This is a genomic window from Bariatricus sp. SGI.019, from assembly GCF_050315235.1.
In the GTDB taxonomy this organism is placed as follows: Bacteria; Bacillota; Clostridia; order Lachnospirales; family Lachnospiraceae; genus JAFBIX01.
Genome location: NZ_JBNPOQ010000020.1, coordinates 28,560 through 43,208, shown reverse-complemented (window position 1 = coordinate 43,208; position 14,649 = coordinate 28,560). Strand labels below are relative to the sequence as shown.

15 protein-coding genes are annotated in these 14,649 nt (G+C 38.7%); 1 reads left to right on the top strand and 14 read right to left on the bottom strand.

Features of this window, described 5'->3' with window-relative positions:
* Nucleotides 1-3 precede the first annotated feature (3 nt).
* Nucleotides 4-1,227, bottom strand: a complete 1,224-nt coding sequence (locus ACQRD1_RS12260) for a D-alanyl-D-alanine carboxypeptidase family protein (protein ID WP_427761756.1) — start codon at nt 1,225-1,227, stop codon at nt 4-6.
* A gap of 151 nt (nt 1,228-1,378) precedes the next feature.
* Between ACQRD1_RS12260 and ACQRD1_RS12255 the strand changes: the two genes are divergently transcribed.
* Nucleotides 1,379-1,657 (top strand): type II toxin-antitoxin system HicB family antitoxin, encoded by a 279-nt coding sequence (locus tag ACQRD1_RS12255; RefSeq protein ID WP_347376385.1) that lies wholly within the window; start codon nt 1,379-1,381, stop codon nt 1,655-1,657.
* A 392-nt stretch (nt 1,658-2,049) separates the two neighbouring features.
* Here ACQRD1_RS12255 and ACQRD1_RS12250 read toward each other — a convergent pair whose 3' ends face one another.
* The 13 genes from ACQRD1_RS12250 to zapA form a co-directional block, all read right to left on the bottom strand.
* On the bottom strand, nt 2,050-2,253 hold the full coding sequence (locus ACQRD1_RS12250; RefSeq protein ID WP_159751513.1) for an alpha/beta-type small acid-soluble spore protein: 204 nt from the start codon (nt 2,251-2,253) through the stop codon (nt 2,050-2,052).
* 67 nt (nt 2,254-2,320) lie between these two features.
* Complete coding sequence (gene recG, locus ACQRD1_RS12245) at nt 2,321-4,351, bottom strand: ATP-dependent DNA helicase RecG (RefSeq protein WP_235233149.1); 2,031 nt, start codon at nt 4,349-4,351, stop codon at nt 2,321-2,323.
* 146 nt (nt 4,352-4,497) lie between these two features.
* Nucleotides 4,498-6,171 carry a DAK2 domain-containing protein gene (locus ACQRD1_RS12240; RefSeq protein ID WP_235233150.1) on the bottom strand — a complete coding sequence of 558 codons (1,674 nt, stop codon included), beginning with the start codon at nt 6,169-6,171 and terminating at the stop codon, nt 4,498-4,500.
* 19 nt (nt 6,172-6,190) lie between these two features.
* Entirely contained in the window at nt 6,191-6,550 is a 360-nt protein-coding gene (locus tag ACQRD1_RS12235; RefSeq protein ID WP_235233151.1) for an Asp23/Gls24 family envelope stress response protein, read from the bottom strand.
* A 184-nt stretch (nt 6,551-6,734) separates the two neighbouring features.
* Entirely contained in the window at nt 6,735-6,923 is a 189-nt protein-coding gene (rpmB, locus tag ACQRD1_RS12230; protein ID WP_235233152.1) for a 50S ribosomal protein L28, read from the bottom strand.
* A 171-nt stretch (nt 6,924-7,094) separates the two neighbouring features.
* Complete coding sequence (locus ACQRD1_RS12225) at nt 7,095-7,241, bottom strand: hypothetical protein (protein ID WP_427787645.1); 147 nt, start codon at nt 7,239-7,241, stop codon at nt 7,095-7,097.
* A 54-nt stretch (nt 7,242-7,295) separates the two neighbouring features.
* Complete coding sequence (locus ACQRD1_RS12220; protein WP_235233154.1) at nt 7,296-7,700, bottom strand: GerW family sporulation protein; 405 nt, start codon at nt 7,698-7,700, stop codon at nt 7,296-7,298.
* A 21-nt stretch (nt 7,701-7,721) separates the two neighbouring features.
* On the bottom strand, nt 7,722-8,765 hold the full coding sequence (locus ACQRD1_RS12215; protein WP_427787643.1) for a DUF2953 domain-containing protein: 1,044 nt from the start codon (nt 8,763-8,765) through the stop codon (nt 7,722-7,724).
* A 1-nt stretch (nt 8,766) separates the two neighbouring features.
* Nucleotides 8,767-9,090, bottom strand: a complete 324-nt coding sequence (locus tag ACQRD1_RS12210; protein ID WP_427787641.1) for a hypothetical protein — start codon at nt 9,088-9,090, stop codon at nt 8,767-8,769.
* Nucleotides 9,091-9,114: 24 nt separating this feature from the next.
* The gene (locus ACQRD1_RS12205; RefSeq protein ID WP_347376430.1) at nt 9,115-10,446 is read right to left on the bottom strand and encodes a peptidoglycan D,D-transpeptidase FtsI family protein; all 1,332 of its coding nucleotides are present in this window, start codon (nt 10,444-10,446) and stop codon (nt 9,115-9,117) included.
* A 37-nt stretch (nt 10,447-10,483) separates the two neighbouring features.
* Nucleotides 10,484-11,956 (bottom strand): FtsW/RodA/SpoVE family cell cycle protein, encoded by a 1,473-nt coding sequence (locus ACQRD1_RS12200; RefSeq protein ID WP_427787640.1) that lies wholly within the window; start codon nt 11,954-11,956, stop codon nt 10,484-10,486.
* Between the two features lie 8 nt (nt 11,957-11,964).
* Nucleotides 11,965-14,091, bottom strand: a complete 2,127-nt coding sequence (locus tag ACQRD1_RS12195; RefSeq protein ID WP_427787639.1) for a peptidase U32 family protein — start codon at nt 14,089-14,091, stop codon at nt 11,965-11,967.
* A gap of 83 nt (nt 14,092-14,174) precedes the next feature.
* On the bottom strand, nt 14,175-14,588 hold the full coding sequence (gene zapA / locus ACQRD1_RS12190; protein ID WP_235233159.1) for a cell division protein ZapA: 414 nt from the start codon (nt 14,586-14,588) through the stop codon (nt 14,175-14,177).
* Nucleotides 14,589-14,649: the final 61 nt, after the last annotated feature.

Below are 14,649 nucleotides of genomic sequence, written 5' to 3'. Positions count from 1 at the left end.
CATCTAAAGCAACAACTCTTTTGCAACCCCTTCCAACGCACTCTTATAAGTAATTTCTTCTACCGTTTCCATCGCCAGAATATCTCTTTCTCCAATTTGATCTCCGTTCAAATAATATTGAATTTCTCCCAATTTATCACCTTTTTTCACAGGTGCTTTTATCTTCGAGTCAATGACTATCTTCCTTTCTATGGAATTTAAGTCAGAACCAGTCGTATCTATATAGGAAAAGGCGCCTTTCTGTTCTATTTTTACCTCTTTTTTCACACCTCGTTGTACAGATACAGGGGCTAATTTTTCCATATGCTCCTCTTTATATTTATTACATTTTCCAAATCCATAATTGAAAAGTGTAATTGCATCCTTTACGCGCGTTTTACTATCATCTGCCGCCATGATCACCGCAATCAAATCAATCTCATTCTTCTGCGCAGTTGCAGATACACAGAATTTTGCCTGACTAGTCGAACCGGTTTTTAAACCTGTCGCATATTCATATTGTCGAATTAGTTTATTGGTATTAGTCAATCCAAACTCAGAAGTACCTTTCTTTGTTGTGTGTGTGATATTTTCCATCCAGATTTTGCAATAATCGTATATTTGAGGATATGTAGTAATCAACTCTTTTGACATTAACGCAATGTCTCGCGCAGTCGTCAGATGTCCTTCTGCGTCTAGTCCATTACAATTTACAAAATGTGTATTTTTCATTTCCAGTTTTTCTGCCCTCTTATTCATTTGCTCTACAAATGCCTCTTCACTGCCACAGATATACTCCGCCATTGTTACGCAGGCATCATTAGCACTTGCAACAGATATACTTTTTATCAATGTATCAACCGTTTGCACTTCGCCAGGCTCCAGGAACACCTGTGAACCTCCCATAGATGCCGCATATTCTGAAGTTGTCACTTCATCTTCTAAACTAATCTTTCCTTCCTCTAGTGCATCAAAGATCAAGAGTAAAGTCATCACCTTTGTAACGCTGGCTGGTGGTCTCTGTGTATCAGCATCCTTTTCATAAATGACCTGTCCTGTCGAAGCCTCCATCAAGATTGCCGAGGGTGCACTAACTATAATTGATTCCTCCTTCGGACTTTCTGTTGTTTCCTGCGTATTTGTTGTTTCTTGCACATCCGTGTACAAAATTGGCCCTCTTATCTCCATAGCATATACAGGATGTACACATAATGCGACGCTTAGGATTACTGCCAGAACAAATTTCATACAACAACTCCTTCTGGATATTCGTCTATTACTACCATTCTAATAACAGCCTAAACAAATTATTCCAAATACATGCATACGATTTTACTATTGTTTTCTTCTTATAAAACTCCTATAATAGATTTCGAAAAAAGTTTATAGGAGGAACATTATGAAATTTATATATCCCGCAGTATTCCATAAGACAGAAGATGGAAAATACAAAGGGTACTTTCCAGATTTAGAATGTTGCTACGGAGAAGGTGAAACCTTGGATGATGCCATTGACAGTGCAAATGAAGCCGCCCGCGATTGGATTACATTAGAATTATCCGAAGAAGAACCTTTAATGCCCTATGTCTCAGATATTAGCGATATCGAACTTAAAGAAGGCGATATTGTAAGAAATATATCCGTAAACATCCGTTTTTATGAAGGCTGGGACGAATAGAACATTTTCTGTCATTCACTAAAATTCGAAAAAAGAAGAGCAGGTGGCAATATCGCCATCCTGCCCATATAGACTCCACATTTTGTGGAGAAAGAAAGCGGAATTCATATCATATGTATTTCCGCTTATTAAATTGGACAGATTGTCCAATTGAACCCTTATCATAACCTCTACAAATCTCTGTAACATTTTGTATATATAGATTATCATAAACTGTCATAAATCTCAAATAATTTGTCTGATTTTTTATCAAAATATCATATTTTTTATCGACAATTTTTTACAATTTATTCATCTAGGTACACCACATTTTTCATTTAGGTACACCACAAAATGAAATTTGGGACGTAGACTTTTGTAAAAAGTCTACGTCCCAATTTCATTCATTTTTCTTATTTACCAGCCATCTGTTTTTCCTGCTGTTCGATCATTTTTTTAACCATATAACCACCAACAGAACCATTCTGTCTAGATGTCAGGTCTCCGTTGTAACCGTCTGTTAACGGTACGCCTAATTCGTTTGCAACCTCGTATTTAAACTTGTCTAATGCGCCTTTTGCTTCAGGCACGGCTGCTCTGTTTGATGAACTTGTCATTGTTATACTCCTCCTTTTGGTAACTTTGTAACTTTTGGTTTTGTTACAATCATAGTATATGGAGGATTTAGATTATTACACTAGTATTTCCTTCATAATTTGGAAGATTTTTCAACCAATCACACGCAGACTCTGTAAGGGTATCAGCGGCTTCATTTGCCATCTGTAATATCCGGGCATCCTGATATATATCGCCAAGTCTAAAATCCATCAGTCCACTCTGTCTAATTCCAAAGAGATCACCAGGTCCACGAAGTCTAAGATCTTCACTTGCTATCTTAAACCCGTCATTTGACTTATTTAATATATCCAGCCTTTCTTTGGTTTCTTTTGATTTTGAACCAGTCATAAAGATACAATAAGACTGGTATTTCCCTCTCCCTACTCTGCCGCGAAGCTGATGAAGTTGTGCCAATCCAAAACGTTCTGAGTTCTCGATCATCATAACCGTTGCATTTGGTACATCAATTCCCACTTCAATAACCGTTGTTGATACCAGAATCTGGATCTCATTCTTTCCGAATCGCTCCATAATGTCATCTTTTTCTGTCTGTTTCATCTTCCCATGAAGATAAGATACATTGATTTCTTCTCCCATTTCTTCTTGTAGTGCAGAAGCATAATCAATTACATTTTCAACTTCCAGATGTTCACTTTCCTCCACCATTGGACAAATAATGTAACATTGGCGCCCTTCGGCCACTTGTTTTCTCATAAATGAATAGGCTGTTTTCCTGTAACTGGTATCTACCACACAATTTTTTATTGGGAGTCGGTTTGCCGGCAATTCGTCGATCACAGAAATATCCAGATCACCATACAAGATAATTGCCAATGTTCTTGGTATTGGAGTCGCACTCATGACCAACACATGTGGCACTCTTCCTTTTTTGGCAAATGTCTCCCGCTGTTTCACACCAAAACGGTGCTGCTCATCTGTAACTACCAGCGCAAGGCAATCATAATTAACCCGATCTTGAATCAGCGCATGTGTGCCGATGATAATCTTCGCATATCCGCACTCGATCCTATCATAAGCTCTGCGCTTCTCCTTTGCCGTCATAGATCCCGTCAGCAATTCTACTTTTATCCGAATGTCGTATTCTTCAAATAACCTCGTAATCGATTCATAATGCTGCCTCGCCAACACTTCCGTAGGCGCCATCATTGCACCCTGATATCCATTCCATGCCGTATTCAACAACGCCAGGACTGCAACGATTGTCTTTCCTGAGCCAACATCTCCCTGCACCAAACGAGACATGGTCGTAACGGATGCCATATCAGAAGCAATCTCTTCCCACACTTTTCTCTGCGCATTCGTCAAACGATATGGTAAACGCCGGATAAACTCTTCTACCTCTGGTTTTTTGGAAATCACATATTCATTTTCCAACTTCTCATTCTTATCTTTTAGCTTTCGAAGTGTAAGAATAAATGCCAGGAATTCATCAAAGACCAGCCTCTCTCTTGCATGATAGAACACTTCTTTATCCTCTGGAAAATGAATTCCACGAATTGCGAAATTATATTCCGCCAGTCCATACCTCATTCGTATTTTGTCAGGCAAAAATTCTCGTGTCAGATCCAGACCATCCAAAGCCTGTTTGACTGCTTTTGATACCACATTATTCGACAATCCCGCTGTCAATCCATAGATTGGCTGCAAAGTGTTCAATTTCTCCTTATATTTTTCACTTGGATAAAAGATTTCCGGATGTTCCATTACCAAACCATCTCGTTTACGCACGACTCTTCCCCTTAGAGTAATCACACCACCTTTTGCAAGTGTATTCCGCAAAAAAGGCATACGAAACCAGATAACTTTTATTGTACCAGTCAAGTCTTTCACATACAGTGTAGTAACCTGCATACTTCTACTTCCGGACACTTGTATACGACCATAGACAGTACCAGTTATCGTCTGCGTCCTTCCCTCTTCTACCTCACTGACCGGCACCGCATCTTCATAGACATCATATCCTCTGGGATAGTATCGAATCAAATCCCCGACTGTGCTGACTCCGACTTTTTCAAATAACTTCTGTGTTTTCTCACCAATTCCTTTGATTTCTTTGATACTAGTCTGCTCTATCATATATGCTCCACCCGCAAAACCTTCCATCGAAAATTTTTCCAACTGTATGGCAATAAAAAGGCCAGCTCCGTTCCTAAGGGACAACGCCCTACAGTCACAGAAATCTGGCCCTGCCTATATATTATTTTATCTACCTGATGATTTATTTATTCAACTGCAAGAACATAATAGTATATTGGCTGTCCACCAAAATGTGCATCTACATCCACATCTGGATACAATTCTTCAATCTCTTGAATCAACTGTTCCGCATCTTCTTCCTTGACTTCCTCTCCGTAATAAAGACTGATCAATTCAGACTCCTTATCTACAAGTTGCTCCAACATTGCCTTCGTAGTCTCTTCAATTCCTTTTCCAACTGCAAGAATTCCTTTATCACCAATACCCATAATATCGCCTTCATGAATCTCTTTATCATCAATATGAGTATCTCTAACAGCATAAGTAACCTGACCAGATTTTACACGTTGAATCTCTTCAAGCATTGTCTCTTCGTTCATCTTCGCATCTGCATCTGGCATAAAGTTTATAATAGCAGTAATTCCTTGCGGTACAGTCTTGGTCGGGATTACAATGATTTCTTTATCTTCCACCAATGCTTTTGCCTGATTTGCAGCCAACACAATATTCTTATTATTTGGCAATATAAAGACTGTATCTGCATTCACTTGATCAATAGCATTCAGCATATCTTCCGTACTTGGATTCATTGTCTGTCCGCCTTCAATAATATAATCCGCTCCCAACTCTTTAAATATCTCATTCAATCCTTCTCCGATAGATACTGTAATAAATCCCATCGGTTTTCTTGGCTCTTTCGCTTTTTTCTGTGCTTCTTTTTCAGCCTCTTCGGCGGCCAATTTCTCTGCATCACGAATTAATTTTTCCTGATGTTCCTCGCGCATATTATCAATTTTCATACGCGACAGCTGTCCATATGTCAAAGCTCTTTGAATTGCCAGTCCCGGATCATTTGTATGCACATGAATCTTTACCACATCATCATCAGCGACACATACGATAGAATCACCGATAGAGGACAAATATGCCTTAAATTCATGCTCATCTGTTTCTGTAAATTCCTTCTCTGTCAGAATAATGAACTCAGTACAATAGCCAAACTTGATATCTGCTGTATCCTGTGCATTAATCTTCGTCACAGACATACCAGCGCTTGGGGAAATAGCACTATAGTCAATCTCTTTTCCCAAAAACGCATCATAAGCGCCCTTTATAACTTCTAAAAGACCTTGTCCGCCAGAATCTACAACTCCCGCTTCTTTCAATACAGGTAACATATCCGGTGTCTTGGCAAGCACTTCTTCAGCATGCTCAATGACTGCTGGGATAAAGACCTCAAGATCGTCTGTCTCTTCTGCCATCTGAGCCGCTTTATCTGCAATACCACTTGCAACTGTCAGAATCGTACCTTCTTTTGGTTTCATAACAGCTTTATACGCAGTATCTCTTGCTCTTGAGCAGGCAGCAGCCAATCCAAGAACATCAATCTCTTTTTCCTCACGGATAGATTTGGTAAATCCTCTTAATAACTGTGAAAGGATAACACCTGAGTTACCTCGTGCACCACGAAGGGATCCAGAAGAAATCGCTTTTGCCAGTTCTTTCATATCAGGTTTACTCAACGCAGTCACTTCTTTTGCTGCTGACATAATCGTAAGTGACATATTCGTTCCTGTATCTCCATCCGGTACCGGAAATACATTTAATTCATTGATAAATTCTTTCTTTGCCTCAATATTCTGTGCACCTGCCAAAAACATCTTTGCAAGCATGTCCACACTTATAGTTTTCGTAGCCACTTCTAATGCTCCTCCTTAACTAATCGATGACTCTGACGCCTTCAATGTAGACATTGATCTTATCTACCGGCATTCCCGAAAATTCTTCTACTTTATATTTTACATTACTGATCAAATTCTCAGTAACAGCAGAAATACTTACACCATATGCAACAATAATATGGAAGTTAATGCTGATATGATTATCATCTGAGATACCCACCTGAATTCCTCTGGTCAGACTCTCCTTTTTCAACAGATGAACCAAACCATCTTTTACATTTACCGCAGCCATTCCAACAATACCAAAACATTCCACTGCCACAGTTCCAGCATATTTTGCAATCACTTCAGAGTCAATCGTCACAATACCAAGATCTGTACTCATACATCCCTTCATATCTAAAACCTCCAATTCTTCTCTAAACTTATGAAGTCATAATAATAAGCATATTATACTCTTTTTTTCTATATATTACAATACGAAAACGTTGATGCTTCGTATTACAAAATTACTTTATTATATCAATTAATGGGCAATAAAAAACTCAGATTCCAAAGCGAAATCTGAGTTTTAACCTTCATTACGCACGCTCAACTCTGCCTGATTTTAAACAAGAAGTACAAACATACATTCTCTTTGTAGCTCCATTTTCTGTTTTAACACGAACAGATTTTACATTTGATTTCCACATCTTTGGTGATTTTCTATGAGAGTGGCTTACATTATTTCCAAAGTGAGCACCCTTTTCACAAATAGCACATTTTGCCATGACTGCACCTCCTAACGCTCATATATAGTCTGTTCTCCAGACTCACAACACTAGTTATTGTAACAGAAGAATATATGAATTGCAAGTATTATTTGCATTTTTCTTTGATTATAGTATCAATACAATGCACAAATCCACGATTCATCCTAGCATCATGCTTTGAAATAAGTATTAACAACAGAACAGGTTATATCCTGCTAATACACACAACAAGATGCATAACACTTCTATAAAAGTATTCGGCAAAATCAATGCCAGAATAATGCCAACTGCTACCCAGAACAAGGCAAAACCTACCACGCGCTTCATTGTCTTCACCTTTGCCTGCATTTTATATAATATATGCAAATTCATGCAAATTCATGACTAATCCTATTTTCCATCAGAATCCTGCTCTGCCTCATCCAGAATATCCATAACATCTTCTTCCGTCATCTTATCTTCTTTGTTCGAAGAAAATTTGTCAATAACGTCCGGTACCATATCCAGTATCTTGGTAATCGTATCCTGATTTTTTACATTGACAAGCTTAGTATGTCCATTCTGAATCACAAGCACTGCACTAGGAGTCATCTTTCCTCCCAATCCTCCGGCTCCTTTTTCTTTCTTATCTCCATTAAATGCTCCGGCTCCAATTGCAAATGATACATCCACCAGCGGAAGAATAATGGTATCCCCTATATGAATTGCATCTCCAACAACCGTCTTTGAGGATACTACTCCATCCATTCCTTGAAAGAGCGCCTCAACCGTTCCTTTAAAATTATTATCTGCCATATCTTTCTTCCTCCTAAATGCTTATAATTCAAACTTCTTTATATCTCGATACGTCATTCGCACTTCCCTGCTCCAGATAAGACTCCACAAAAGTTTTATAAAAAAACTGCCTCGTATTTTTCCCGCTACATGCAGGTTGCCTTCCAGAATCTGATTTTCAAAATCTGGTTCCACCCTAACATGGTCTTCTACGAAAGAATAGAGCATACTAAATCCTGCAAGTAACTGTCCTGTTCTGTAAGGGTCTTCAAAACCAAAACGAATGTCTGCTTCCAATCGCTTTGGTCTTAGCTTCCTCAAAAGACAAAAAACCTCATCTTTCACCTTGAGGAACGCTTTTTTATGAATCTCATCCGTGAGAAACATGCAGATTTTCTCTTTCTTTTCTAATAATGCTTTTATTTTATCACAGAAACCTTTGATTGTACATTTAATCTTCCGATAGATATCTTTTATCTTTTGAACACCTTTCTGATAGATTCCTGCAATTTTCTGCCATATGCGCTTCCGTTCTTTCTTACTGCCATCATCAGATTCTTCCCTTGCCTCATCAAAACAGGTTTCTGCTTCTTCCACTGCTTTTTGATCTTCTTGAAATTCTTCTGTAATTCTTTCAGATATTTGGGGTTCTTTTTTAATTTCTTCCGAAATGTCTTGATCGCTTTTACCGTGGACTTCCAGCCTTTCTTCCTGCTTCTTTTCCGACTCCTCTGAAGTTCCTTCTTCATCTTCCTCCAATAATTGTTCCAATTCTTTTTCATAAGATTCCACCTCTTCTTTCACAGATTGTGTTGATTCCTGCTCACTTTGAATATGCTTCCATGCAATCCTGATACACCAGAATAATTGTTTCTCCTCATAAGATGCCGTTATTTTTATCAGATGCAACAACCAAGTCACTCTGGTTTTCGCTTTGACTCCGGAAAGGGTACCATCACAAGAAGCTTCTACTTTGTATCTGATAGGAACAAAAAGGACAATACAAACCAGTAATACCAGTATCCCCAGTATCACTGCAATTATAATTCCTAGAATTTTCAAGATAAGCAATAGAATATGTAGCATCTTACTCTTCCTGTTCTTTTCTTAATATATAGGAACGAATATCTGCTCCTTTGGTCTCATTATACACTTCCTGCACAATTTCTTCCACAAGTTCCAACGCATCCTCATAATCTTTTGCAATCCCAACTACAAAGAAATCATCATGAGGGAAATTCAGCTGTAATAACACTGCGGAATGATAGATTTCCAAATGGTTCTGTTTATTGTTTGCCAACGTCACAATATGAATATTCATCTGGAATTTATTGTTTTCCAGTTTTTCAATGATCTTTGACTTCTTTTTTTTCAGCCCTTCTGTCAGATACAAATGCCTATAGTACTGCATATTTCCACTCCTATAAACCCCGAATTAATAATAATATGCGTCAAATACTTGTTTTGCCACATTTACGGCTTTTGCAGAACCATCTGAAGCTTCAATAATCACGCTGATGACCAGTTCTGGATTATCTACATTCGACATTCCGATAAACCATGAATGATCCTTTTCCTTATCGGAACTATATTCTGCTGTTCCGGTTTTACCAGCCGCCGTATAGCTCTGTCCACTCAATACGGATGCTGTTCCATAATCTACCACACTCTTCATATATTGCTTTAATTGCGAAGCTTCTTCTTGCGTCATCAAAGTTTTATATTCTTCCGGAGTATTTTTTGTCACTTCCTGACCAGCATAATTCGTCACACAATCTACCAGATAAGGCTTCATTAATGTTCCCCCATTGGCAATCGCAGCTGTAATCAACGCCATATGATATGGGCTTACCTGCGTCTTTCCTTGTCCCATGGCTGTCATCATCTTATCTGCACTTCCATCACTAGTATTAAGTGAGAATTTACTCTTACTATATGATAACTCTGACGGAAGTTTTGAATCAAATAACAATTCCTTGGTTGTTTCCTGGAATTTGCTTACGTCTAATGACAAACCAATATTTGAAAATGATGTATTACATGAATAAGCCAGACTATCCTGAAAATCAACCTGACCATGCACATGACCGTTATAACAGTGAATAGAAACTCCATCCTGCTCTATGGTTCCCGTACAATTATAGCTGTATGTGTCATAATCTGCATGTTCCCGCATATATTCCAATGCCGTAATAACTTTAAAAGTTGATCCCGGCGCATACTGTCCCTGCGTAGCCCGGTTTAACAACACGCTATTTTCATCTGTATTTAAGGTTTCCCAGTTCTGTTCTACTGTATTCGGATCAAAATCCGGTTTGGACACCATAGCCAAAATCTTGCCGGTACTAGGTTCTATTACCACAACCGCTCCTTTATAATCTCCCAGCGCATTGTAAGCCGCCTGCTGAAGATTCAGATCCAAGGTTGTCACAACCGTATCTCCTGTATTCTTCTTATTCTGGAATTCGTTGACCAGTTTTTCCAGAAAAAATGCATGAGATGTCAGAAGCTCATAATTTTCTACCGACTCAAGCCCGGCTTTGCCTTGCACACTATATCCCACAACATGAGCAAACATATTCCCGTAAGGATATTCACGACTCTCCGTCCCATCTTCTGAGACGGATGACTGTGCAAGAACATTTCCATTCTTATCAACAATTTTTCCTCGGACCACACGATCTGCATAAGCGTCTTGTCTTGCGTTATAAGGGCTTCTGATAATCTCTTCGCTCTTGACTACCTGGAAATAAACGATATATCCCATCATAACAAGAAACAATGCCACAAAAATATAAGTAACCCTAGCGAACTCTTTGTTCCTTGCGCGCTTTTCCTTTGCCTTGCGCTTGTCGTTTCGGTTGGCTTCTCTGCGCTCTTTCCGGGACATCTGCTGCTTTTCTTGCTCTCTTTTTATTCTCTTGTCCGCTTCTCTTTGCTCGTAGCCTTTCCTTTTTCTTTCTTTCAATATCTTCTTCCTCGTCTTCCCTTAATATATATAGTCCTTGAATAATCGCAAACATAATCAGTGTGCTAAGGAGCGAACTTCCTCCATAACTTACCAACGGAAGTGTTACACCCGTTGATGGAATAAATTTTGTCACACCACCGATATTCAAGAACACCTGAAAGATATAACATGTTCCAAGTCCCAACGCAACCATCTTATAAAACATATTATGAAGCTGCATTGCGATATTCAAAAACATAATATAGCAGCTGACACAGATCAAGATTGTGCATAACGCAAATATCAATCCCAATTCTTCGGATATTGCAGAAAAGATAAAATCTTCATCTGCTACAGGAATCTGATCCGGCATTCCCTGATACAGTCCCATTCCAAACCATCCACCGGTCCCGATGGCAAATAAAGACTGTGCCACTTGATACCCACCATTATCATAAGAAGCGAATGGATCTTTCCACACAATCACTCGAGTCCTTACATGATTAAACAGATAATATGCTCCTACAGATGCTACACTTCCGGCACCGAGTCCTGCCAATATATAAAGAGGCTGATGTGTAGCAACATAAAGCATCGCAAGATACACTACAAAAATAATAAGTGCTGCTCCAAGATCTTTTGACACCACCAAAATCAATACATGAAAAGCTGCAAGTGCTGTTGTTATCACAATATTTTTAAATTCCAACGATTTCTTAAAACTTGAGGCAACAAAAAAAACAAAAATAATTTTCACTAATTCCGAAGGCTGTATGCTGATACCGCCTATCGTAAATCCCAACTTCGCCCCATAAGATACTTGTCCAGCTACTACAACAAATGCCAGAGATGCAATTCCAGCGATTGCATATAGATTTCTCCATTCGGAAAGTTTTTTGAATTTCCGGATAATGACCGGAACCACGAGACTGATTACAATCGCTCCAGCAGCAATCACATATTGCTTTACCGCCTTTTCGTAATTTAGCCTGGTCAGAATAATCATCCCGATGCACAAAAGCATGCACATATTATTAACGACTAGTCTGGATACCTTGGGATAGATATTCGTGTACAAAAGTATAACTACACCAAATAATACCACCTGCATTAAATAAAATGCCAGTATTTTTATTTCTTCTGTCTTCAGGTACAATACCAGAAATGCAATAATATGTATCATAAACGTTAATACATTTTGCTTTCTAAGCAGACTTTTTTTCTTATCCGGATCATAATATCCAAATATGCTGAAACATAAGTATGTATAAGCCGTAATCAGCACGATCATAAGATATTTTGACAATTCAACAATAATATTTACCAAATCTTCACCTACTTCACGCCCCGTTTAAAATGTCCCCTTGTGAATTCCGTTTCCGGTGTGGATACTTTTTGATGCTCCAGAAATGCTGACTGATAACATTCTACAATCTTCTGCATCTGTCCACACGTCTCGGTCGTAAAATCCATGCGTAATTCCGCCGGAGCAAGTTTTTGAATTTCTTCTGCTTTATCCGCCAAGAAAAGCGGTGCAGAATTATATATTATATTATAGCAGTATTGACAGCATCGTTTTACTGTAAACTTCTTCTGATATCTGTCGCGAATAGATAGATATCCTTCTTCCTTCAAGCATTTGCCACTAGTCTTCTGGATACAATTTGCCGTTACCATTACCGGTTGATATCCATACACAATCAGACTGGCATTATCAATTCCCAATTTGTTAAGTTCCCAGTCATTTAACTCCGCCGGAGCGGTAAACTGAGCAATCCCTTGTTCGTGAAGAAACGCCCTGCCAGAATGATTGAAGACATACATATTGTGATCCGAACGGATTTCCTTATGAAACCCATGCTCTGTAAGCCATTGATAACTTTCCCAGTTACGGATTAGCACTCCATCATAATACTGTTCTAATATTGGATATTTCTTTTCATAATTCTTAATGGTCTTCTCTCGGAAAATATAAGGCATTGCCAGATAATACTTTTGGTTTTGAGCTTTTTCTTCTAAGATTTTAATTGCTCGCTGCCCCATTCCGACTGCACTGTCTACATAAACATTCTTTATTATCTCCGATTGTATAACAAACTCAAGCTGTTCTACTGATTGAACCGAAGCTGACAAAACGGTTGCTTCAAAGGATGAAGCAACATTTTTCTCATTCACAAATATTCCTGAAAATTGTGGAATATCCCTTCGGTATTTTTCAAGTATACATACTGACAATTTTTCAATTCCTTCTCTGCGAAGCTCATTTAATGCCTGCATCGGAAGAAATACTGCCCCATCTATCTCAACATCAAATCGATCAAATATAAATTGTGTATTCCCTGTTTTTCGCATCTGCTTTTCCACTCGCTTTTTATCCAGCGGCTGTCGCTTAGCCATATCCGGCGCAGCTCCTTCACAGACAATCTCACAATCCCCATATTCCAGAAACAGTTTAGCACTTTCCCCCAAAGAAAGTATTAATTTCCCATTAATTTTTTCTTGGGTTTTGTATTCTGGCAGCTCCATTACCTCTTCATTTCCTGTCGGACGTTGGAAAGAAATCATATTCTTTCCATTATGCTGCCTATAATATCCATCACTGTATCCTCTTCTCTGATAAGCGCCAAGCAATTTCTCACGGTCCGATTTCAGGACCTTATATCCAGAAGCCCCTTCCGCGAAATAAAGGTCTGTATATTTTCGATACATACTTACCACCGTATATACATAGTCTGGCTGCTTCATTCGCCCTTCAATTTTAAAAGAATCAATTCCAGCTTCTATTAACTCTGGCAGAAAATCAATCGTGCACAGATCTTTTAAACTCATGATATCTGCCGGTTTTTGCCCTTCGACACTATAAGGCAGACGGCATGGCTGGGCACATTGCCCTCGGTTTCCACTCCTTCCTCCAATCATGCTGCTCAAAAGGCATTGTCCAGAATAGCAATAACACAGCGCTCCATGCACAAAGCATTCAATCTCTAATCCCGTCTCTTCTTTCATCTTTCGAATCTCTGAAAGAGAGAGTTCCCGCGCCGGCACTACCCGTACGATACCTTGATTTTTCCAGAACTCTGCTCCCTTCTGATTAGTAATTGTCATCTGGGTGCTGGCATGAATCGCAAGATCTGGGAAATATTTCTTCAGGAATCTGACCACTCCAACATCCTGGACAATCACTCCATCCAATCCTTGCTGATAAAAAGGAAGAAGATATTCATACAGACTATTCAGTTCATCATCTTTAAGTAAAGTATTTACTGTAAGATAAATCTTTCTCCCATGTATGTGTACATAGTCTATAGCCTGAAGCATATCATCCTGCGCCAGATTCTTTGCATAAGCCCTTGCGCCAAACTGACTGCCTCCGACATAAATCGCATCTGCTCCTGCACATATAGCTGCTTTCAGGCTTTCATAAGAACCGGCAGGCGCCAGTATTTCAATTTTCCTGTTCATATATCTTTTTCCTGCTTCCTTATCAAAATTCATCTATATTCGAAGTATTCTCCTATATGATAAATAGGCTGTCCATAGACAGCCTATTTTTTATGATTATTTTTAATCTCTGTTTCCAGCTGGACAATCTTCATCTGAAGTTCCTTATTCTCTTCTTTTAGCTTGTCCATAGATTTCTCCGCATTCTCCAGCTTAATTTGAACAGATATCAATTCATGCTTCAGATCATACATCTCTTTATCCTTTGCTTCTATATCACTCTCTAGAGAGCCGCCTTGCTTTCTGGCTTTAAAGTAATCATCCGCAATGTTCAATGCCAAAAGAATGCTTCTGGTCTCCGCACTTTGCTTACGATATCCTTCACTGTTGCTGCATTCTTCAATCTTATGATTTAAATAGGTAGATACCTTCTGCAAATAGTCCTCGCTTTCAAAGCCACTCAAGGTAAATACCTTTCCTCCTATTAATACTTCCGTATAGTTTTTTGATGATGCCATAGAAGCCTCCTCGAACTTTTATAATATCTGATAACTATTATAAACTAAACTGATATAAAAA

Excerpts from the sequence above, each read along its gene's own strand:
- ACQRD1_RS12260 (WP_427761756.1), bottom strand. The coding sequence starts at position 1,227 with ATGAAATTTGTTCTGGCAGTAATCCTAAGCGTCGCATTATGTGTACAT.
- ACQRD1_RS12255 (WP_347376385.1), top strand. The coding sequence starts at position 1,379 with ATGAAATTTATATATCCCGCAGTATTCCATAAGACAGAAGATGGAAAA.
- ACQRD1_RS12250 (WP_159751513.1), bottom strand. The coding sequence starts at position 2,253 with ATGACAAGTTCATCAAACAGAGCAGCCGTGCCTGAAGCAAAAGGCGCA.
- recG (WP_235233149.1), bottom strand. The coding sequence starts at position 4,351 with ATGATAGAGCAGACTAGTATCAAAGAAATCAAAGGAATTGGTGAGAAA.
- ACQRD1_RS12235 (WP_235233151.1), bottom strand. The coding sequence starts at position 6,550 with ATGAAGGGATGTATGAGTACAGATCTTGGTATTGTGACGATTGACTCT.
- rpmB (WP_235233152.1), bottom strand. The coding sequence starts at position 6,923 with ATGGCAAAATGTGCTATTTGTGAAAAGGGTGCTCACTTTGGAAATAAT.
- ACQRD1_RS12220 (WP_235233154.1), bottom strand. The coding sequence starts at position 7,700 with ATGGCAGATAATAATTTTAAAGGAACGGTTGAGGCGCTCTTTCAAGGA.
- ACQRD1_RS12215 (WP_427787643.1), bottom strand. The coding sequence starts at position 8,765 with ATGCTACATATTCTATTGCTTATCTTGAAAATTCTAGGAATTATAATT.
- ACQRD1_RS12210 (WP_427787641.1), bottom strand. The coding sequence starts at position 9,090 with ATGCAGTACTATAGGCATTTGTATCTGACAGAAGGGCTGAAAAAAAAG.
- ACQRD1_RS12205 (WP_347376430.1), bottom strand. The coding sequence starts at position 10,446 with ATGGGATATATCGTTTATTTCCAGGTAGTCAAGAGCGAAGAGATTATC.
- ACQRD1_RS12195 (WP_427787639.1), bottom strand. The coding sequence starts at position 14,091 with ATGAACAGGAAAATTGAAATACTGGCGCCTGCCGGTTCTTATGAAAGC.
- zapA (WP_235233159.1), bottom strand. The coding sequence starts at position 14,588 with ATGGCATCATCAAAAAACTATACGGAAGTATTAATAGGAGGAAAGGTA.